Origin of the sequence: Xanthomonas arboricola pv. juglandis (assembly GCF_001013475.1) — a bacterium.
Lineage (GTDB): Bacteria > Pseudomonadota > Gammaproteobacteria > Xanthomonadales > Xanthomonadaceae > Xanthomonas > Xanthomonas arboricola.
Genome location: NZ_JZEF01000003.1, coordinates 31,690 through 52,748, shown reverse-complemented (window position 1 = coordinate 52,748; position 21,059 = coordinate 31,690). Strand labels below are relative to the sequence as shown.

General features: G+C 67.0%; 13 protein-coding genes. 6 read left to right on the top strand and 7 right to left on the bottom strand.

All coding sequences use genetic code 11. The features are described from left to right. Positions 1–24: 24 nt before the first annotated feature. Positions 25–3,072, bottom strand: a complete 3,048-nt coding sequence (locus XARJCFBP2528_RS11110) for a diguanylate cyclase (RefSeq protein ID WP_162200824.1) — start codon at positions 3,070–3,072, stop codon at positions 25–27. Between the two features lie 232 nt (positions 3,073–3,304). On the opposite strand from XARJCFBP2528_RS11110, the gene XARJCFBP2528_RS11105 reads away from it, so the two are divergent. The 3 genes from XARJCFBP2528_RS11105 (at position 3,305) to XARJCFBP2528_RS11095 (ending at position 6,137) form a co-directional block, all read left to right on the top strand. Next, positions 3,305–3,958 carry a TetR/AcrR family transcriptional regulator gene (locus XARJCFBP2528_RS11105; protein ID WP_026064337.1) on the top strand — a complete coding sequence of 218 codons (654 nt, stop codon included), beginning with the start codon at positions 3,305–3,307 and terminating at the stop codon, positions 3,956–3,958. Between the two features lie 128 nt (positions 3,959–4,086). After that, complete coding sequence (locus XARJCFBP2528_RS11100; RefSeq protein WP_016902561.1) at positions 4,087–4,743, top strand: protein-L-isoaspartate O-methyltransferase family protein; 657 nt, start codon at positions 4,087–4,089, stop codon at positions 4,741–4,743. Positions 4,744–4,763: 20 nt separating this feature from the next. Next, positions 4,764–6,137, top strand: coding sequence for a TolC family outer membrane protein (locus XARJCFBP2528_RS11095; RefSeq protein ID WP_016902560.1), 1,374 nt, complete (start codon positions 4,764–4,766; stop codon positions 6,135–6,137). A gap of 572 nt (positions 6,138–6,709) precedes the next feature. On the opposite strand, the gene waaA is transcribed toward XARJCFBP2528_RS11095, so the two are convergent. Then, a complete protein-coding gene (gene waaA, locus XARJCFBP2528_RS11090) occupies positions 6,710–8,026 on the bottom strand; it encodes a lipid IV(A) 3-deoxy-D-manno-octulosonic acid transferase (protein WP_039514563.1) in 1,317 nt (438 codons plus the stop codon). 76 nt (positions 8,027–8,102) lie between these two features. On the opposite strand from waaA, the gene XARJCFBP2528_RS11085 reads away from it, so the two are divergent. Further along, a complete protein-coding gene (locus XARJCFBP2528_RS11085) occupies positions 8,103–9,023 on the top strand; it encodes an LpxL/LpxP family Kdo(2)-lipid IV(A) lauroyl/palmitoleoyl acyltransferase (protein WP_026064336.1) in 921 nt (306 codons plus the stop codon). A 61-nt stretch (positions 9,024–9,084) separates the two neighbouring features. Here the strand turns inward: XARJCFBP2528_RS11085 and XARJCFBP2528_RS11080 are convergent, their stop codons facing one another. Genes XARJCFBP2528_RS11080 through XARJCFBP2528_RS11070 form a run of 3 tightly spaced genes read right to left on the bottom strand, consistent with a single transcriptional unit; the run spans position 9,085 to position 11,720 of the window. After that, positions 9,085–10,419 carry an O-antigen ligase family protein gene (locus XARJCFBP2528_RS11080; protein WP_016902557.1) on the bottom strand — a complete coding sequence of 445 codons (1,335 nt, stop codon included), beginning with the start codon at positions 10,417–10,419 and terminating at the stop codon, positions 9,085–9,087. Further along, positions 10,400–11,512 carry a glycosyltransferase gene (locus XARJCFBP2528_RS11075; protein ID WP_016902556.1) on the bottom strand — a complete coding sequence of 371 codons (1,113 nt, stop codon included), beginning with the start codon at positions 11,510–11,512 and terminating at the stop codon, positions 10,400–10,402. The genes XARJCFBP2528_RS11080 and XARJCFBP2528_RS11075 overlap by 20 nt, the downstream gene beginning before the upstream one ends. A 10-nt stretch (positions 11,513–11,522) precedes the next feature. Further along, positions 11,523–11,720 carry a zinc-finger domain-containing protein gene (locus XARJCFBP2528_RS11070; RefSeq protein WP_016902555.1) on the bottom strand — a complete coding sequence of 66 codons (198 nt, stop codon included), beginning with the start codon at positions 11,718–11,720 and terminating at the stop codon, positions 11,523–11,525. Between the two features lie 319 nt (positions 11,721–12,039). On the opposite strand from XARJCFBP2528_RS11070, the gene XARJCFBP2528_RS11065 reads away from it, so the two are divergent. Beyond that, the gene (locus tag XARJCFBP2528_RS11065) at positions 12,040–15,402 is read left to right on the top strand and encodes a GH92 family glycosyl hydrolase (RefSeq protein ID WP_047124709.1); all 3,363 of its coding nucleotides are present in this window, start codon (positions 12,040–12,042) and stop codon (positions 15,400–15,402) included. A gap of 334 nt (positions 15,403–15,736) precedes the next feature. On the opposite strand, the gene XARJCFBP2528_RS11060 is transcribed toward XARJCFBP2528_RS11065, so the two are convergent. After that, a complete protein-coding gene (locus XARJCFBP2528_RS11060; RefSeq protein WP_047124708.1) occupies positions 15,737–18,037 on the bottom strand; it encodes an NADP-dependent malic enzyme in 2,301 nt (766 codons plus the stop codon). 198 nt (positions 18,038–18,235) lie between these two features. Continuing rightward, entirely contained in the window at positions 18,236–19,582 is a 1,347-nt protein-coding gene (locus XARJCFBP2528_RS11055) for a dicarboxylate/amino acid:cation symporter (protein ID WP_047124707.1), read from the bottom strand. A 284-nt stretch (positions 19,583–19,866) separates the two neighbouring features. Between XARJCFBP2528_RS11055 and XARJCFBP2528_RS11050 the strand changes: the two genes are divergently transcribed. Next, the gene (locus XARJCFBP2528_RS11050; protein ID WP_047124706.1) at positions 19,867–21,039 is read left to right on the top strand and encodes an OprO/OprP family phosphate-selective porin; all 1,173 of its coding nucleotides are present in this window, start codon (positions 19,867–19,869) and stop codon (positions 21,037–21,039) included. Positions 21,040–21,059 lie beyond the last annotated feature (20 nt).

Genomic DNA, 21,059 nt, shown 5'->3' with positions numbered 1-21,059 from the left:
CATGCAGCCGGCAACGCAGCAGCCTTATTGATCCACCAACCGATCACGCCCCAGCCGCTTGGCGTGGTACAGACGGCGGTCTGCCAGCGCCAGCAATTCGCGCCGGCTCGGTGCCTCATCGCTCATCGCCATGCCCATGCTGGCGGTGCAGCGCACCGTCGTGCCCTGCGTCTGGACAGCGATCGCGGCGAGCCGCTGGCGCATGCGTTCGAACAGCGCGCGCGCCTGTGCCGCGTCCACACCCACTGCCGCGAGCAGAAACTCCTCGCCACCGTGGCGCGCGGCAAAGCACTGCGCCCGATCCTGTTCACTGAGTGCTTCGCCGATCGCGGACAGCACCGCATCGCCGACCTCGTGGCCGTATTCGTCGTTGATGTGCTTGAAATGGTCGATATCCATCAGCACCAACGCCAACGGGGCGCCACCGGCGTGCGCATCGTCGAACCATTGCTGCAGGACCCGCTCGGCCTCGCGCCGATTCGGCAAGGCGGTCAGCACGTCATGGCTGGCGCGGTATTCGAGCTGGCGCATCAGGGCTTCGCGTTCCTGGCTGGCCTGCTGCAGCGCGAGATTCTTGTCGCTCAGCTCGCGTGTGCGTGCGTCGATCACCGTATTGAGCTGGCGCTGCCGGCGGCGATAACTGGCGGTACGCCACAGATAAAACCCGTAGATCAGGCTGCCCAGCCCGAGGATGCCCAGGGCGATCACTTCGCCACGCCGCCACCACGGCGGCGCCAGGGCGATCACCAGGCTGGATTCGCCCAACAGCGCGGTCTGCCGCCAGTCCACCGGCAGCGACATCGCCTGGACGCGGAAGCGGAAACGGCCCGGCGGCAGATTGGTGTAGACCGCCTCGCTGGCGCTGTCGGCGTCCACCCAATCCGGGTCGAAGCCTTCCAGCCGGTAGCGGTAGCGCACCTTGTCCGGGCCACGGAAATTCAACCCGGCATAGCCGATGGCGATGCGCCGGGTCTCCGCACCGAAGCGATGCAGGCCATTGAGCGGCTGCACCATACCGTCGACCAGCAGGCGCTCGAACACGATCGGCACGCGATGGCCTTGCAAGGTGCCCACGCGCGCCGGATCGATCACGCCCAGACCCGCAGCGGTGGGGAACAGCAGCTGCCCGGACTGCGTCATCCAGCCGGCCGGCGCGCTGCTGCCGTTGCCCTGATTGCCGGGCATGCCGTCGCTGCGATCCACCACCTCCACACTCAACTGCTCGCGCGTACCGGCATCGAGCTGGTCGAAGTCGCTGCGCGCGATGCGGAACACGCCATGGTTGCTCGACAACCAGAAGTAACCGCGGCCGTCATCGATCACCCGGAACACCTTGTCGCGCGGCAGCCCGACCCGGTGGTCGTAGACGCGAAAGGTCTCACCACTCAGGCGCAGCAGGCCACGATCGCTGGCGATCCACAGGTCGCCCTTGGCATCGCGCAGGAAGTCGAAGGCGTTCTGCCCGGGAAAATCCTGCTCGCCCAGCCATGCGCGCGTGCTGCCGTTTGCCGACAGCGCGGTCATGCCGCGATCGGTGCCGATCCACACGGTGCCCAGCGTGTCGCGATACAGCACCTGCACCGAGCCATCGGGTACGCCGTCGGCGGCGGTGTAGCGGCGTGCCTTGCCATCGCGCCAGCGCACCAGCCCGGCCGTGGTGCCGATCCATAGCGTCTGGCCATCCGGCAACACCGCGCGCACCGACAGCGACGGCAGGCCGTCGGCCGCACCGATGCGCGCCAGCACGCGACCTTGCGCGTCCAGCCGCACCACGCCCTGGCTGTAGGTGCCGGCCCAGACACCGCCATCGCCGGCGTCGGCCAGGGCCAGCACCGACTGCTCCAGCACGCGTCCGCCCTGGTTCGGCACCACCGACACACGGCTGATCTGACGATTGCGCCAGCGGTCCAGGCCCACCGCGCTGCCCACCCACACGGTGCCGTCGCCGGTCTGCAGCACCGTGCGCACATAGTCCGAGGCCAGCCCGTCTTCGTGGGTGATGCCGTGCGCGGCGCCTTCGGCAATGCGGAACAGCCCGTGCGTGCTGCCGACCCAGATCAGGCCCTCGGCGTCTTCCAGCAGCGCCGGGCTGGCCACTCCGGAAATGGCGATCTGTTCGTCCGGCGCATCCGCGCCGCTGTGGACCACCAGCGTGCCCGAGGGCAGGCTCATCCACAGATGTCCGCGTCGATCCAGCAGCAATGCATCCACGCGCTGGCCCTGGCGGAACCGCTGCAGGCCGCCGCCGCGGCTCCACCACCACACGCCGTCGTCGCCAGCAACCAGCAAGCCGCCCTGACGATCGCTGGCCAGCCGCCGCACCGGTGCGGCGCGCATCCCATGCGCCTTGCCCCAGGCCTCGGCTGCGCTGCCGTCGCGGGGCAGACGATAGAGCCCGACTTCGGTACCCACCCACAAAGCGCCGTCGCCCTCGGCCGCCAGCGCGGTGATGCGCGCGCGCGGCAGGCCGGCCTGGCGACCGACGTCCACCACCCGCCCATCCGGCTCGATGCGGTACAGCGTCTGCGGCGTGCCGACCCACAGCGCGCCATCGGCGCGTCGCAGCAGCGCACTGACCGCCAGGTGCCGCGCCGAAGCGTCGCCCAGTTGCTGCCAGTGGCCGTCCTGGTAGTGGTAGACCCCGTCGAATGCAGTGCCGAACAACATCCCACCGGTGCTGTCCCGTACCACCACGAACACGCCCCCCAGCTCGACGCCCGGTGTGTTCTGGCGGTCATACACGGTGAAGTCGCGGCCGTTGAAGCGCGCCACGCCTTCCCAGGTACCCAGCCAGATCAGGCCATCGGCGCCCTGCGCCACCGCATGCACCAGATTGTGTGGCAGGCCGTCGCCCATGCTCCAGCGCGTGACGGTGTGATACGCGGTATGGGTCGGCGGCTGGGCGCCGGCCGGCCACACGCCGAGCAGGATGCAGGCCAGCAACGCCCATCGCCACAGCAGCCCGGTCCGCCGCACGCATGTGCTGCGGACGCAGCCTGTATGCGCATGCGCCCCGACCCTGTCCACGCTCTCCCATCCCCTCGTTGTGCTGGCAAAAGGGGCTGCCGACATGCGCCGACAGACCGTTAGTCAATCTATCACCGGGGGTTTTTCAGCGCGCTAGGTGGATTCCCCACAAGGATGGGACGCACCATGACACCGGGAGGCATTCAGTTGAAACAATTACCGGCCATAACCAAGCTGGTGCGCAGCTAACGCGGTGGCGCGACCGTTCCTGAGCGCTTCAAAGGGTTTGGCGGGCGGCGAGTATAAATATAGAACCCGATGGTCTAGTATTGACACCATGTCCAGCTCGCCCCCCCTCAAGTCCAAGGCCAAGAGCAACGGCCCCGGACGGCCCAAGGATCTTGGGAAACGCGCCGCCATCCTGGGCGCTGCCCGCACCATGTTCATGGAGCAGGGGTATGCCGGTGTCAGCATGGATGGCATCGCCGCGCAGGCGGGCGTGTCAAAGCTCACGGTCTACAGTCATTTTGGCGACAAGGAGAGCCTGTTTTCCGAGGCGATCCGTGCGCAATGCCAGCACATGATGCCGGACGACCTGTTCGACCACGCCCCCAAGGGTGCACTGCGCGATCAGCTGATCGAAATCGCCGACGCCTTCTTCGCCATGGTCAGCACCGACTCGGCCATTGCCACCCACCGCATGATGATGGCGCCCGGCACCGGCGACGTACATGTGCGCGAGATGTTCTGGGACGCCGGCCCCAAGCGAACCCAGCAGGCGCTGGCCGATTTCCTGTCCGCGCGCGTGGTCGATGGCCAGCTGAAGATCGACGATGTGGCGCGTGCCGCCTCGCAGTTCTTCTGCCTGCTCAAGGGCGAGCTGTATGCGCTGATGATGTGCGGTCTGCATGGCCAGCCCACCCGCGCGCAGGTGGACGAACACCTGCAGGCCAGCGTGGATTTCTTTTTGAGGGCGTATGCGCCGCGCTGACCGCCCCCGGCCTTTGGTGGCGATGACTTCCGGCACTGCGCCGTTTGGCGGCGCGCAGCGATGCTAGATGCGCCAGTTGCCCCGTGCACCGGTAAAATGCCTGCCCCACCGCGTTGGATAACCGCACCATGACGATCGATTTCTCCCAGGCCCGCGAAAAGATGGTCGAACAGCAGATCCGGCCGTGGGACGTGCTGGACCTGCGCGTGCTCGAGGTGCTGGCGCGCCTGCCGCGCGAAGCCTTCGTGCCCGAGGCCTACAAGACCCTGGCCTATGTCGACGTGGAAATCCCGCTGTCGGCCGGCCACAAGATGATGAAGCCGGTGGTGGAAGGCCGCATGCTGCAGGCGCTGGATCTGCAGCCGGGCGAAGACGTGCTGGAAATCGGCACCGGCAGCGGGTTTTCCACTGCCTGCCTGGCCGCGCTGGCCCGCGAAGTGCTGAGCCTGGAGATCGACCCGGCACTGGCCGCCGCTGCACGCGCCAATCTGGACAGCAGCGGCCTGGGCAGCAACGTGCGTATCGAGACCGCCGACGTGTTCGGCTGGCAGAGCGAGCGCCGCTTCGACGCCATCTGTGTGACCGGCGCGGTCGAGTCGCTGCCGACGCAATGGCTGCAGTGGCTGCGCCCGAACGGCCGGCTGTTCGTGGTGCGCGGTCACGATCCGGTGATGGAAGCGGTCCTGGTCAGTGGCGACGTCAACGCGCCGCGCATCGAATCGTTGTTCGAAACCGACCTCGCCTATCTCCAGGGCGCCGCACCGACGCCCCGATTCCAATTCTGATTCCCAAGGAAGCTTCCCCGATGATCCGCCGATCCCTCGTCCTGGCGCTGGCCGCCGCCCTGTCTCCGATGGCTGCGAACGCCACCGATCTGCTGCAGGTCTACGAAATGGCCCGCAACGGCGATCCGCAGCTGGCAGTGGCCGAGTCCACCCGCCTGGTCAATCGGGAAGGTCAGGTGCAGGCGCGTGCGGCGTTGTTGCCGCAGCTCAACGGTGCTTACGACTACAGTAAATCCCACCGCGAAATCGAAGGCCAAGATGGCCGCATCACCACCTCGTCGCGCTCCAGCCAAATCCAAGGCTCTCAGACGATCTTCAATTGGGCGCAGTTCTCAAACCTGCGCGCGCAGCGCGAAGTTGCAAGGGCAGCCGACTTCACACTGGCATCTGCCAATAACGACCTGATCACCCGCACCTCGGCGGCGTATTTCCAGGTCCTGGTGGGCATCGAGTCGCTGGCGGCTGCAGAGACCAACGAAGCCGCAGCCAAGAAGCAGTTCGACTACGCCGACAAACGCCTGGAAGTGGGCCTGGCCCCGATCACCGACGTGCATGAAGCGCGCGCTCAGTACGACCAGGCGCGTGCAGATACGATCAACGCCCGCAACACGCTGAAGGACTATTACCAGGCACTCACCGAGTTGACCGGCCAGCCGGTAGTTGGTCTACGTGCACTGCCAGAAGAATTTCGCCCCGAGGTGCCTGCCGCCTACAGTGACGTCGACAAGTTGGTGGCGACCGCGATCGCAGACAACCCGGCGTTGAAGGCGCAGCAATTGCAGGTGAGCGCGGCCGAGGCCAGCATCACCGCGGCACGTGCCGGCCATTTGCCCACAGTCAATCTGACCGGCAGCGTGGGACGCAGCAATAGCTGGGGCACAGGGGCTGCGGAAAGCGGTGTGTTTACGACCCAAGGCCGCGACATCGATACCGACTCGATCGGCATCAGCGTGTCAATTCCAATCTTTGCCGGCGGCGCAACGCAGTCCGCAGTACGTCAGGCACTCTCGCAGCGCGATATCCAGCAGGACACCTACGAGCAGCAGAAGCGCGCGCTGGATCGCAACACGCGCAATGCCTACCAGACCGTGGTCGCCGGCATCAGCGAAGTGGAAGCACGCCGCCTGGCCGTGGTCTCCGCACAGGCCGCATACGACGCCTCGCAGGTGGGTCTGGAAGTCGGTACGCGCACCGTGCTGGACGTGGTGCAGAACCAGCGCACCTTGTTCCAGGCGCAGTTGAACTACGCGCAGTCGCGCTACAACTTCCTGCAGAACCGTCTGCTGCTGGGCCAGGCGATCGGCAAGCTCGACATCACCGACCTGCAGGACGTGAATCGCCTGCTGTCGCAGGATGCCGAGTCCAAGCTGCAGGGCAGTGGCTCGCTGCGGTAATGCGGTCGGATAGGTAACTAAAAAGGCGGGCGCAGGCCCGCCTTTTTTATGTCCGATGCACGCGCGTACCTGGCTGCGTGCGATCCCTGCGATGACTGCGGCATTCGCAGCTGATCTGCGACTTGGCTGCAGGGCCCTTGCCCGCCTGCCATCGCGGGACACGCTGCAAGTACGTCCTTGTAAGCTCTTAAGCGGCCTCCATGCCGCGTCAGGTCCCGCGACGGTGAACGGGCAAGGACCAGTCGTGATGGTCGGTGTGCAGGTTTGCAAGCAATTTCAACAAAGCAACCGGCTAACTCTCTGGTACGGTGTCCTCGCCGGTTGCGGGACCGTGCGGCGGCATGGATGCCGCCACCGAGCCTCCACGGACGGATTCACGGCGTGTCCCGCGAGCGGCGAGAGCACCGCACGCTCGACCAATACGGCTTGAGACTCTCCAGATGACGCCCAAAGCGGCTGATAACACGACTGCGCGATCGCCACGTCTGTTGGCACTCCAAGGTCGTTGGATGACGCGCATTAGCGTGACTGCGCCTGCACTGCAACGCTGCAGTGCAGGCGCAGTGACATCCTCAGGACGCCGCGCCCTCGCTCACCACCGGTGGCAGGTCCGGCGCGATCTGCACCAGCGTCCGCGCCACCGCGCCCTTGCCATTGGCGACCAAGGCCAGCCCTGCTGCAGCCATCGCCTCGCGCTGGGCAGGGTCGCCGAGCAGGCGCGCAAGATCGTGGTAGACGCTGTCGGCATCGTCACAGATGGCCACTGCATCAGCCTCGCGCATGCGCCGCGAAATCTCCGAGAAATTGTGCAGATGTGGGCCGGTGACTGCCGGCGTGCCGACTGCTGCCGGTTCGAGCAGATTGTGCCCGCCGATCGGCTGCAGACTGCCGCCGACGAAGGCGACCTGTGCGCAGGCGTAGAAGCTCATCAGCTCACCCAGCGTATCGATGACGAATACCTTGTCGCGCGCCTGCGGCCATTGCTGGCTCTTGCGCGTGGACACGGCCCAGCCACGCTCGCGCGCCACGGCCTCGACCTTGGGAAAGCGCTCCGGGTGGCGCGGCGCCCATAACATCAGCAGGTCAGGAAACTGCAGCAGCAGGCGCGCATGGATGTCGGCCACGGCTGCTTCCTCGCCTTCGTGCGTGCTGGCGGCAATCCACACCGGCCGCGTTGCCGGCACATGCGTATGGAACTGCGCGACCAGCGCCTGCAACTGCGCAGGCGCGGCGATATCGAATTTGAGATTGCCCAGTGCGATCACCTGGTCGGGCCGCGCACCCAGCGTGATGAAGCGTTCGGCATCGTCGTGCGACTGCGCGGCCACGCAGGTGACGCTGCGCAGCGCGCGGCTGATCAACGGCGCCAGCAGGCGATAGCCACGCAGCGAGCGCGCCGACAGCCGCGCATTGAGGATGTACACCGGAATCCTGCGGTCGCGGCAGCCGAACAACATGTTCGGCCACAGTTCGGTTTCCAGGATCAACGCCAGGCGCGGGCGGAAATGCTCCAGGAACCGGCCGACGCTGCCGGGCACGTCGTAGGGCAGATACACGTGGTCCACCGCATCGCCCCAGACCGCGCGCACGCGCTCGGAGCCGGTGGGGGTGATGGTGGTGATGACCCAGCGGATATCCGGACGCTGCGCGCGCAAGGCGTTGACCAGCGGCGCGGCGGCATTGACCTCGCCCACCGACACCGCATGCACCCATACGCGCGGGCGACCGCAGGCATGCGTGTAGGAGGCATAGCGCTCGTTCCAGCGGTTGAAGTACTCGCGCACGCGAAAACCGCGCCACACCAGGTGGTACACCGTCACCGGCAGCAACAGGTACAACAGCGCCGAGTACAGTCCGCGCAACAGCCATTCGATCGGGTCTTTCCGCATCGCTGCAGGATACGGGAGCGTTGCGGCATGCGCATGTGCACGCTGCCGCGCGCGCATGATCCCTTAGAATTGACGCATGTCCGAACCCGCCAACGTCGCTGTCCGCCCTTCCCTGCGCAACCCCAGGCACTGGCCGATGTATCTGGCCCTTGCCGTCATGGTGATCGCCGGACGCCTGCCCTGGACGCTGCAGCGCGCGCTCGGCCGTGGCGTGGGCTGGATCGCGATGCGCCTGGCCGGCACGCGTCGGCGCGCTGCCGAGGTCAACCTCACGCTGTGTTTTCCCGAACAGGACGATGCCTGGCGGGCGCGGCTGTTGCGCGACAGTTTCGATGCGCTGGGCGTGGGCCTGTTCGAATTCGCGCGTGCCTGGTGGGGCAGCATCGATGCCATCCGGCCGGGCGTGCAGGTCGAAGGGCTGGAACATCTGCAGCGTCTGCAGGAACAAAAGCGCGGCGTGTTGCTGGTGTCCGGCCACTTCATGACGCTGGAGATGTGCGGGCGGCTGCTATGCGATTACGTGCCGCTGGCCGGCATGTACCGCAGGCATCGCAACCCGGTGTTCGAGTGGGCGGTCAAGCGCGGGCGGCTGCGCTATGCCACGCACATGTTCGCCAACGAGGATCTGCGCGCCACCATCAAGCACCTCAAGCGCGGCGGTTTCCTGTGGTACGCGCCGGATCAGGACATGCGCGGCAAGGACACCGTGTTCGTGCCGTTCTTCGGGCATCCGGCCTCCACCATCACCGCCACCCACCAGTTGGCGCGGCTGACCGGCTGCGCGGTGGTGCCGTACTTCCATCGGCGCGAAGGTGGCCGCTACATCCTCAAGATCGCGCCGCCGCTGGCAGACATCCCCTCCGACGATGTGATCGCCGATACCGCGCAGGTCAATGCGGCGATCGAGGACATGGTGCGCGAGGCGCCGGACCAGTACCTGTGGATCCATCGGCGCTTCAAGCGCCAGCCGGGCGGGCGCAGCGCATTCTATCGCTGATGTCGGCGGGTCTCACGCCTGCGCTGCGTGCAGCCGCAGCAGCGCACGGATGTGCGGCGAGTCAGCGCGGCGGCGGCTGATCTGCGTCGTCGTTGAGCAAGGCACCGGCATACAGGCCGGCCAGCATCAGGCTCAGCCCGCCCCAGAAGCTGGAATAGAACGCCAGATGCGTATTGAGCGGGAACACGGTTGCCACCAGCGCGATCATTGCCGGGCGTGCCTGCGCGCGCGCGGCCAGGCTGGAATAGCGCCACGCGCGCCAGGCCTGGGCCGCACCGGCCAGCCACAGCAGCAAACCGATCACCCCGGTTTCGGCCAGGATTTCCAGCACGATCTGGTGCGCATGGAAGGCCGGCCCGTCGCCCCATGCCGGCGCCTGCGCGGGGGCCGGATTGCAGGCCGGGTAGGCCTGCCGAAATCCGCGTGCGCCCACGCCATTGAGCGGATGCGCGCGGATCATGCACAACGCCGCGCCCCAGATCTGCGCACGCCCGGACAGGGCCTGGTCGACGCCCTGCTCGCCGTCGCCGAAGGCCAGGGCGGTGCGCTGGATCCGCTCGCGCGCCTGCGGCGCCACCGCCACCACGCCGGCCGCCAGCAGCGCGCCGATCAGCGCCACTCCCAGCAGACGACGGCCACCCAGTAACTGCCAGCCGGACAGCAGCACGATCACGCCGTAGGTGATCCACGACGCCCGCGAACCCGCCAGCACCAACACCACCCCGACCGCCGCCGCAGCGCCTGCCCAGGCCCAGGCATGGCGCCGGCCCAGCGCCAGCAACAGGAAGGGCGACAGGCTGGCCAGGGTCTGGCCGAACTTGAGGTTGCACGGCCCCAGCACGCCGCTGAGGCGGTCGACCAGGGCCAGCTCCTGCGGCGTGCACAGGCCATGCCCGCTGATCAGCTGCTTGATCTGATCCAGGCCGAAGAACAACGGGCTGTTGCCGAACGCGGCCTGCAGCAGCGCATCCAGCGTCCACACCGCGCCGATCACCGCCAGGCCGGTGAAGGTGCGCCGACGCCGCTGCGCATTGGCCACCGCGATCGCGCACAACCACATGAAAGGCAGATAGCGCAGATCGGTGGCCGCCTTGCGCAGCGCGCGCCCAACGTCCACCGCATCGAACGCCGACAGCATCTGCGGCAACCAGTACGCGAAGAACAACACGCTGGTCAGCGCCCAGGCCGCACCGCTGAGCAGCCGGGTGCCGCCGCGGAACCGCGCATGCAGCAGGCGATACGCCGCAAACAGCGCGCCCAGCGACAACACCGTCTCGGCTAGCCCGGGCGTGGGCCACAGCGCCACGAACAGGATCACCCACAGCGGCGCCCAGCGACCGGCATCGGGCGTCAGCACGGACGCGGAGGGGATGGCCTCAGCGGCGGAGTTCGTCATAGACCTTCAGGGTGGCCGCTTGCATGGCCTGCAACGTGTAGGGAAGCACGGCGGGCGCTGTCGGCGCCTGCTGCAGCAAATGAAGCGCCTGGGTGCGCAAGGCAGCGGCATCGAAGGCCGGCACCGCGCCGCCGGGTTGCAACTCGGCCAGCAGTTCGCCGACGCCGCCATGCGCCCACCCCAGCACTGGCCGGCCCACCGACAAGGCCTCCACCACGGTGCGGCCGAAGGCCTCGGGTTTGCGCGACAGCTGCAGCACCAGATCGCTGGCGGCATAGGCCTCGGCGATGCGTGCGGTGGGTTCGGTGAAGGCGACCGCCTCGGCCACGCCCAGCCTGGTGGCCTCGGCTTCCAGCTCGCGCAGATAGGCCTCGCGGCCCGGCTCGCGCGCGCCCGGCAGCCACAACCAGGCCGGCACGCCGGCAGCGCGCACGTCGGCGAGCAGTTGCAGACCGTCGGTGTGCCCCTTCAGGCGGGTGCCGCGCCCGGGCAGCAGCAGCAGTGGTGCATCGGCCGGCAAGCCGGGCAGCATGCCCTGTGCCCAGGTGCGCGCGCGGCGATCCGGATGCGGGCGACGCGGAAACTGCGCGATATCGACACCGCGCGGTATCGTGCGCAAGCGCGCGCTGTCGGTCTGCGGATAGTGCGTGCAGACGTACTCGCGCACCGTCTGCGACACGCAGATCACCCGCTCGCCGTAGGTCATCACCGCGCTGTAGCGGCTGGGCGAGTTGAGCCCGTGCACGGTGGTGACAAAGCGCGGCCGCGTGGCTGGCGGCATGCCGCGCAACGCGTACCAGCCCAGCCAGGCTGGCAGGCGCGAACGCGCATGCACGATGTCGGCGCCCAGTTCGGCGAACAGCCGGCGCAGGCCGATCACGTGGCGCAAGGTCAGCAGCGACTTGCGCCCGATGTCCAGGGTCAGATGTTCGCCGCCCGCCTCCAGCAGCGGCTGGACCAGGCGACCGCCGGCCGACACCACCACCGCGCGGTGGCCGGCGCGCACCAGCGCGGCGGCGATTTCCAGGGTGGAGCGCTCGACGCCGCCGGACTGCAGCGCCGGCAGCAGTTGCACCACGGTCAGGCGGTGCATCCGGCCAGGATCAGTCGGCGAGCACGAACAGCGCGCCGCAGTACGGGCACTTGGCTTCGCAGTTGGGCTCGTCTTCGATCGGCAGGTATACGCGCGGATGCGAGTTCCACAACGCCATCTGCGGCGTCGGGCAGCTCAGCGGCAGATCGCTGCGATGCACGGTGTAGCGCGATTCGGCATTGGCGGGCGCGGTGGCGGTCTGGCTCATGGCGGCACGATCGTAGAGGCAAAGGCAGAGCGCGGATTCTAGCAGCCTGCGCGGTGATCGGCCCATTGAGCGGGCGATGCCGGTTCGGGTGGGGGTGGTCTCGGCGCCAGCGCGGGCACCGGCAACCTCGAGAGATGCGGCAGGTCCGGCAGGGCCGCGGCCTTGCCGGTCCGGCAGCGCCAGGCCACCCCACCCGGACATCGCGCTTATCATCGCCTGACCATGGCGCACCGCCCCGCGCCTGCGCCCCGTGTCCGGATCGCCCGCAGCACTCGGCCGGACCTGCCCTGCGGTATCGCACCCAAGGAGACATCGCCACGTGACCTCGTCTGTTGTGCTGTTGCACCCGCGTGAGCTGTGGCTCCGGCTGGTTGTCGCCCTGGGCTGCGCTGCGCCGCTGTCGGTGAGCGCGGCAATCGGGTTTTCGAGTTCGTTCGAGCCCGGGCAACCGTTGCCGGTGAGCGCGGCGGCAGGCGATGTGCAGATTGCCATCGGTACCGGCCCGGCCGCGCCGTATGCGGCCAAGCCCAACGCCGGCTACAGCGGTGCGCATGCCTTGCGGTATCAAAGTCATGCCGCTGGTGGGCGGCGCACCCTGTTTACCGCCGATGTCCCGATCGGTGCCGATACGACGCTGTCGTGGCTGATATTGCCGGAAAGTGTGGGCGGCGAGCATGTGGCGTCGACCTATGTGTCCCTGGATCTGCTGCTGGACGACGGCACGCGCGTGTCTGCCAGCGCTGCGCGGGATCAGCATGGCGTCGCGCTGGCTGCGCAGGCGCAAGGCGAGTCGAAGACGCTGTATCCGCAGCAATGGGCGCGCAAGGCGGTGCGGCTGGGCGAGGTGCCCGGTCTGCGTGGGCGCCATGTGCGTGCGATCGAGCTGGACGTTGCGCCGCCCGCAGGCGCGGCCAGTACCGGTTGGATCGACGATATCGCGCTTGCCGATGTACCGCTGACGCCGGCAACGCATCCGTCGGATTGGGTGCTGACCACGCGCGGCACGCAATCCAATGGCACCTTCTCGCGCGGCAATAATTTTCCTGCAACGGCCGTGCCGCATGGCTTCAACTTCTGGACGCCGGTGACCGATGCGGGCACGCTGACCTGGCTGTATCGCTGGAACGAACATAACGACACGGACAATCGCCCGCGCCTGCAGGCGTTGTCGCTCAGCCACCAGCCCAGCCCGTGGATGGGCGACCGCCAGACCTTTCAGGTGATGCCGTCGCTGGCCGCCGGCGTGCCGCCAGCCGATCGCAAACAGCGTGCGCTGGCGTTTTCGCATGCCAACGAAACTGCGCGCCCCTATCGCTACGCGGTGCAGTTGGACAACGGGATCCACGCCGAGATCGCACCGACCGACCATGCCGCGCTGTTCCGCTTTCGCTTCCCGGCGCAGGGCGATGCCAATCTGGTGTTCGACAACGTGGACGCGCGCGGCGGGCTGCGCCTGGATGCGGCAACGCAGACGCTCTGCGGCTACACCGACGTGCGTAGCGGGCTATCGACCGGGGCCACGCGCATGTATGTCTATGCCAGCTTCGACACGCCGTGGAAAACCAGCGGCCTGAGCGACACCGGCCGGCCCACCGGCTGGATCAAGTTCGATGCAGGCAGCAGCCGGCAGGTGCAGATGCGTATTGCCACTTCGCTGATCTCGCTCGATCAGGCCAGGCACAACCTGGCACTGGAAATCGCGCCCCAGGCAACGTTCGAGCAGGTCGCCGCGCGGGCGCAGCAGGCCTGGGATGCGTTGCTGGGGCGCCTGGACGTGCCCGACGCCACGGCCGATCAGAAGACCACGCTGTATTCCAACCTGTACCGACTGCACCTGTATCCCAACTCCGGGCATGAGAATGTCGGCAGCGCCGGCGCACCGGACTGGCGTTACGCCAGCCAGAGCAGCTGGTCGGACGACAACATCGATGGCAGCGCGGTGCGCAGCTTTGCGCCCATCCGCGATGGCCGGGTCTACGTCAATAACGGATTGTGGGACACCTTTCGCACTGCGTGGCCGGCGTACGCCTTGTTCGCGCCCGACGATGCCGGTGCGCTGGTACAAGGCTTTCTGGAGCAGTCGCGCGCGGGCGGCTGGGTGGCGCGCTGGTCGTCGCCCGGCTATGCCGATCTGATGGTCGGCACCAGTTCCGACGTGGCCTTCGCCGATGCCTGGCTCAAGGGCGTGCAGGGCTTCGATCCGGTCGAGGCGTATGTTGCCGCACGCAAGAACGCCACCGTGGTGGCGCCCGACAGGCATGTCGGCCGCAAGGGCATGGCGCGTTCGACCTTTCGCGGTTACGCCGATACCGACACGCACGAAGGCATGTCGTGGTCGATGGAAGGCGCGCTCAACGACTTCGGTATCGCCAACATGGCCGATGCGCTGGCCACGCAGGCGAAAACAGCCGCGGCGCGCGAGCGTTACGCGACCGAGGCTTTGTATTTTCGTCACCGCGCGGCGGGCTATTCGGCACTGTTCGATCCGGCGATCGGGTTCTTCCAGGGCCGTACACCGGACGGCACCTGGCGCGTGGACGCGGCACGGTACGATCCGCGCGTCTGGGGCCACGATTACACCGAATCCAGCGGCTGGACGTTTGCGTTCACCGCACCGCACGATGGGCAAGGCCTGGCCGCGCTGTATGGAGGGCGCGCGGGCCTGGCAGCCAAACTGGATACGTTCTTCGCTACCCCCGAGACCGCCGAGGCCAGCTTCGCCGGCTCTTACGGCACCACCATTCACGAGATGACCGAAGCGCGCGATGTGCGCATGGGCATGTATGCGCACAGCAACCAGACCGCGCACCACATTCCGTGGATGTATCTGTACGCCGGGCAGCCATGGAAGACGCAACGCCTGACCCGCGAGATCCTGGCGCGCCTGTACCTGGGCAGCGAGATCGGCCAGGGCTATCCCGGCGATGAGGACAACGGCGAAATGTCGGCGTGGTATCTGTTCGCAGCAATGGGGTTGTATCCGTTGCGCATGGGCACGCCGGACTATGTGATCGGCTCTCCGCTGTTCAAGCATGCCAGCGTGCGTCTACCCGGTGGCCGGACGCTGACGGTCAACGCGCCACAGAATTCGCCGCAGAACGTGTACGTGCAATCGCTCAGGCTCAACGGCAAGCCCTGGCGCAAGACCTGGTTGCCGCATGCAGACATCGCCAAGGGTGCGACGCTGGACTTCGTGATGGGGCCGGCACCCTCGCGCTGGGGCACCGGGCCGGACGATGCGCCGCCGTCGCTGACGCCTGCAGGGGAACGCCCTGCCCCGTTGCACGATGTACTCGGAGACACGGCGCGCATCACGCCGGCCGATGGTGGCGATGTCGCCGCACTGCATGACGACGATGCGGGGACGGTCGCTTCAGTCGCACCGGCATCGGCGCTGACGTTCAGCGGCATGGCGCGCGGCACGCCGATCCTCTACACCCTGACTAGCGGCAATGCGGCGATTGCGGCGAGTGGATGGACCTTGGAAGCGCGTGCGGCCGGTGGTGCGTGGGAGGTCGTCGATCAGCGCCATGAGGAAACGTTTGACTGGCCGTTGCAGACGCGGCCGTTTCGCATTGCCTCCCCTGGTGCGTATGCGGAGTATCGGTTGCGATTCAGCGCGCCTGCCAAACTGCAGCTGGCGGAGATCGAATTGTTGGCGGCGGAGCCTGCGGTGCGTTGAAGCGGAGGTCTCGCATCGCTGATGGCGCTGCTTGTCTGGAGGCAGGTGACTGCAGGATGCAGGCACTGGCTCACGCAATCGGCGGATTCGCGACTGCTGCCGGAGTAGGGTTTCACTGCAACGTCAGCAGCGCTGGTAAGCCGTACCCTCACCCCCCCCCCCCGCTCCGCGCCCCGGCCCGCGCTTGCGGCGCGGGCGCTTCAAGGCACGCGCGCCAGTCGCGCGCAAGCAGTGCCTTGTCGCCCCGGGGGGAGAGGGGCGTTGCAGCGGTGTGTCTGGTGCCGCTGGCGGGCAGGGTTTCGGGGTTTTGCCGGTGGCAGAATCTCAACCGCTATTATTTTTCGCTGGCGCCCTTCTCGGCATCGCGCTGCCGGCGGATCTGCGCATCCACCGCGGCGATCGCGGTCATGTTCATCACCCTGCGCGAGGTGGCGCTGGTGGTGAGGATATGCACCGGCTTGGAGATGCCCATCAGGATCGGGCCGATCGCCACGCCGTCGGTGAACACGCGCACCAGGTTGTAGGCGATGTTGGCGGCCTCCAGGTTCGGCAGCACGAACAGGTTGGCGCGGCCCTTGAGCGTGCTGTTGGGCATGATCTGCTTGCGCAGCGCCTCGTCCCAGGCGGTGTCGCCCTGCATCTCGCCGTCGATGTTGAGCTCGGGCTTGCGCTTGAGCAGGGCCTCGCGCACCTGGCGCATCTTCAGCGCATCGCGCGAGTCGTGGCTGCCGAAGTTGGAGTGCGACAGCAGCGCGATGTTGGGCTCGATGCCGAACAGCTTGAGGCGATACGCGGCCTGCAGCGTCGCTTCGACCACCTGCTCCACGGTCGGGTCTTCCTGCACATGCGTGTCCAGGAAGAAGAACACGCCCAGCTGGTTGATCACGCCGGTCATCGCCGAGGTGGAGCTCACCCGCGGTTCCAGCGGAATCACGCTGCGTGCGTAGCCCAGCTTCTTGTGGAAGCGGCCGACCACACCGGACAGCATCGCATCGGCTTCGCCACGCGCCACCATCACCGCCGCGATCAGGGTCGGACGCGAGCGCATCAGTTCCTTGGCGGCGGTGTCGGTCACGCCGCGACGCTCGGTGAGCGCGTGGTAGTACTGCCAGTATTCGTTGAAGCGGGGATCGTCGAGGATATTGGTGATCTCGAAGTCCACACCGGCGGTCAGGCGCAGACCCATGCGCTCGATGCGCGCCTCGATGACATCCGGGCGGCCGATCAGGATCGGAAACGCCAGGCCTTCGTCGACCACGTTCTGCACCGCGCGCAGCACCACTTCCTCTTCGCCCTCGGCATAGACCACGCGCTGCTTGTCGGCGCGCGCGCGGTCATAGACCGGCTTCATCATCAGGCTGGTGCGGTAGACGAACTGGCCGAGCTTGTCGCGATAGGCCTCCATGTCGGTGATCGGGCGCGTGGCCACGCCCGAATCCATCGCCGCCTGCGCGACGGCGGACGACAGCTCCACCAGCAGGCGCGGGTCCAGCGGACGCGGAATCAGGTATTCCGGGCCGAAACTCGGGGTTTCGCCGCCGTAGGCCGCGCCCAGGTCGGAGGCCTCGCGCCGCGCCATCGCCGCGATCGCCTTGACGCAGGCGATCTTCATGTCTTCGTTGATTCCGGTGGCGCCCACGTCCAGCGCGCCGCGGAACAGATACGGGAAGCACAGCACGTTGTTGATCTGGTTCGGGTAGTCCGAACGGCCGGTGCCGATGATGCAATCCGGACGCACCGCCTTGGCCGCTTCCGGGGTGATTTCCGGGTTGGGATTGGCCAGCGCGAAGATCACCGGCTGGCGCGCCATGCTGGCAACCATCTCCGGCTTGAGGATGCCGGCCGCCGACAGGCCCAGGAAGATGTCCGCCCCCTCGACGATTTCGGCCAGGGTGCGCTTGTCGGTGTCGCGCGCGTAGCGCTGCTTGTCCGGGTCCAGGTCGGTACGGCCGGTGTGGATCACCCCATCGCGGTCCAGCGCCAGGATGTTCTCCGGCTTCAGGCCAAGCGAGACCAGCATGTTGACGCAGGAGATGCCGGCCGCGCCCATGCCGGTGGTGGCCAGCTTGACCTCTTCGATCTTCTTGCCGGTGACCACCAGCGCGTTGAGCACCGCGGCGCCGACGATGATCGCGGTGCCGTGCTGGTCGTCATGGAACACCGGGATGTTCATGCGCTCGCGCAGCTTGCGCTCGACGATGAAGCACTCCGGCGCCTTGATGTCTTCCAGATTGATGCCGCCGAAGGTCGGCTCCAGGCTGGCAATGATGTCGACCAGCTTGTCCGGGTCGTTCTCGTTGATCTCGATGTCGAACACGTCGATGCCGGCGAACTTCTGGAACAGCACGCCCTTGCCTTCCATCACCGGCTTGGAGGCCAGCGGGCCGATGTTGCCCAGGCCCAGCACCGCGGTGCCATTGGTGATCACCGCCACCAGATTGCCGCGCGCGGTGAGCTCGCTGGCCTGGGTGGGTTCCTCGACGATCGCCTCGCACGCGAAGGCCACGCCCGGCGAATACGCCAGCGACAGATCGCGCTGGGTCAGCATCGGCTTGGTCGCGGTGACCTTGATCTTGCCGGCCGGCTGCTGGCGGTGGTAGTCGAGGGCGGCCTGTTTGAAGTCGTCGTTGGACATCGGCTGTGTGGGTCTCGAAGGCGCAGGAGGTCTGAATTCTACCCTCCTGCCTGAACAAGGGCCTGTCGCGCAGCTGTCGGCGCGGCAGGAAGATCGCATGCTGCAACGCGTCGTGCGCCGCGGCCAGTTTTGGCTAGAAGCGAAAACGGCCCTGTATCCCGCCGGCAACGCCGACGGAATACAGGGCCGTAGGAAGCATCAGCGTGCGCTGATCGGGGCGACGACGTCGGTCGAGGCCACCGGCGCCTGCAGCGGCGGCGAGCCGCCATCCAGCACCAGCTTGAGCTGATCGCGGTCCAGCGCATTTTCCCAGCGCGACACCACCACGGTGGCCACCGCGTTGCCGATGAAGTTGGTCAGCGAGCGGCACTCGCTCATGAAGCGGTCCACGCCCAGGATCAGCGCCATGCCGGCCACCGGCACGTCCGGCACCACCGACAGCGTGGCCGCCAGGGTGATGAAGCCGGCGCCGGTCACGCCGGCCGCGCCCTTGGAGCTGAGCATCGCCACCGCCAGCAGAGTGATCTGCTGGCCCAGGCTCAGGTCCACGTTGGTGGCCTGGGCGATGAACAATGCGGCCAGGGTCATGTAGATGTTGGTGCCATCCAGATTGAACGAGTAGCCGGTCGGCACCACCAGGCCCACCACCGACTTCTCGCAGCCGGCCTTTTCCATCTTCTCCATCAGCGACGGCAGCGCCGACTCCGACGACGAAGTGCCCAGTACCAGCAGCAACTCGGCCTTGAGATAGCGGATCAGCTTGAGTACCGAAAAGCCGCACAGACGGCAGACGATGCCCAGGATCACCAGCACGAAGAACAGCGAGGTCAGGTAAAACGAACCCACCAGCCAGGCCAGATTGACCAACGAGTCCACCCCGTACTTGCCGATGGTGAAGGCGATCGCACCGAACGCGCCGATCGGCGCGGCCTTCATCAGCATATGCACCAGGCGGAACACCGGCGCCGTCAGCGCCTCCAGAAAGCTCAGCACCGGGCGGCCGCGTTCGCCGACCAGGGCCAGCGCGATCCCGAACAGCACCGCCACGAACAGCACCTGCAGGATGTTGCCATCGACGAACGCGCTGATCAGCGTGGCCGGGATGATGTCCATCAGGAAGCCGACCAGGCTCAGCTCGTGCGATTTCTGCACGTAGGTGTTGACCGCGCTCTGATCCAGCTCGGCCGGGTTGATGTTCATGCCGGCGCCGGGCTGCACCACGTGCGCCACGATCATGCCCACGATCAATGCCAGCGTGGAGAAGAACAGGAAGTAGGTCATCGACTTGGCGAAGACCCGGCCCACCGTCTTGAGGTGGGTCATGCCGGCGATGCCGGTGACGATGGTCAGGAAGATCACCGGGGCGATGATCATCTTCACCAGCTTGATGAAGGCATCGCCCAGCGGCTTGAGGCTTTCGGCAAACGCCGGCTCGAAGTGGCCCAGCAGGGCGCCCAGGACGATCGCCACCACCACCTGGAAATACAGCTGACGGTAAAAGGGAACGGGCGCCGGCAAAGGGCCGGCAGGCTTGCTGATGTGCATGACGCCACTCCGAGGGAACATAGAGGGTGCCTGAGCGGTACCCGGTGCGGCATTCTGGCCGTACGTCACAGCCCGAGCCGATAGCCCATTGGTACTACCCACTGTCCCCGGGCTGAACGTCGCCTTACACTTCAGCCGCGCCACCCCCGGCCGTTAAATCCGTTTAACGCAGACACCGATTCCCGTGTTGTTGGCCGTCCGGAACCTGCGCGCTTGCTGAAGCTGTTCAGTGCGACCGCCATGGCAGGACGCCCGGCCCCTTCTCATTGCCGAAGACCACACCTATGCGCCTCAATCCGCTCGTTCTCGCGTTGGCCATCGCCGCCGCGCCCGCTGCCGCCAATGCGGCCACCTCGCTGGAAAACTGGCCCACCAAGTACACCTTCGGTGATGGCACCGAGCTCGGCCTGACCGGCAACTACGCCTACGACGACAACAACTTCTCCGGCGACGACCGCCTGGAAGACCGCACCGACTTCCGCCGCAAGGAATTCGGCGCCACCCTCAAGAAGAAGGGCGTCTACGACGCCATGGTGTATTTCGACTTCGAATCCAAGCTGTGGCTGGACGTGTTCTTCCGCGTCGAGACCAAGGCCCTGTTCGGTCAGGACTACGGTCGCGTGCGGCTGGGCTACATGAAGGTGCCGGTGGGTCTGGAAGCGGTACAGAGCTCGCGTGCGGGCAGTTTCATGGAACTGGGCCTGCCGATCCAGGCGGTGTTCCAGGGCCGCCGCACCGGCGTGGAATGGACGCTGGAACGCCAGCAGTATCTGCTCCAGGCCGGCGCCTATGGCGGCAAGGATCTGCAGGGCGACAACCCGGGCACCACCCAGGCCGTGCATGCTGCCTGGACCCCGTTCAAGGCCGAAGGCAATGTGCTGCATCTGGGCCTGGCCGGTTCGGTGGAAAACCCGCGCGGCTTCAGCGACGGCCGTGGCGTGTCGTTCAGCCCGCGCGTGCGCCTGCGTGCCCGCCCGGAAGCCGGCCTGACCGACGTGCGCCTGATCGACACCGGTACCATTCTCGATGTGGACCACGTGATCCGCGCCGGCGTGGAAGCGGTCTGGATCCACGGCCCGTTCTCGCTGCAGAGCGAAGCGCTGCGCGCCGAAGTGGCGCGTAACGACAACCTGCCGCATTACATCGCGCAGGGCCAGTACCTCTACGGCACCTGGACGCTGACCGGCGAGTCGCGCAGCTATGCCGGCGGCGTACCGGGCAACATCAAGCCGGCGCACGACTACGGCGCGGTCGAGCTGACCGCCCGCTACAGCCGCCTGGATCTGGAAGACAACCGCGTCAGCGGCGGTCGCCAGCACGACACCACCATCGGCGCCAACTGGTACCTCACCAGCCACTTCAAGATGCAGGCCAACTACAGCTGGGTGGATGCCACGCGCAACGGCGTGCATGAAACCCCGCACGTGATGGAACTGCGCGCGCAGGTACAGTTCTAGGCGTTATCGCGCAGCGGTGA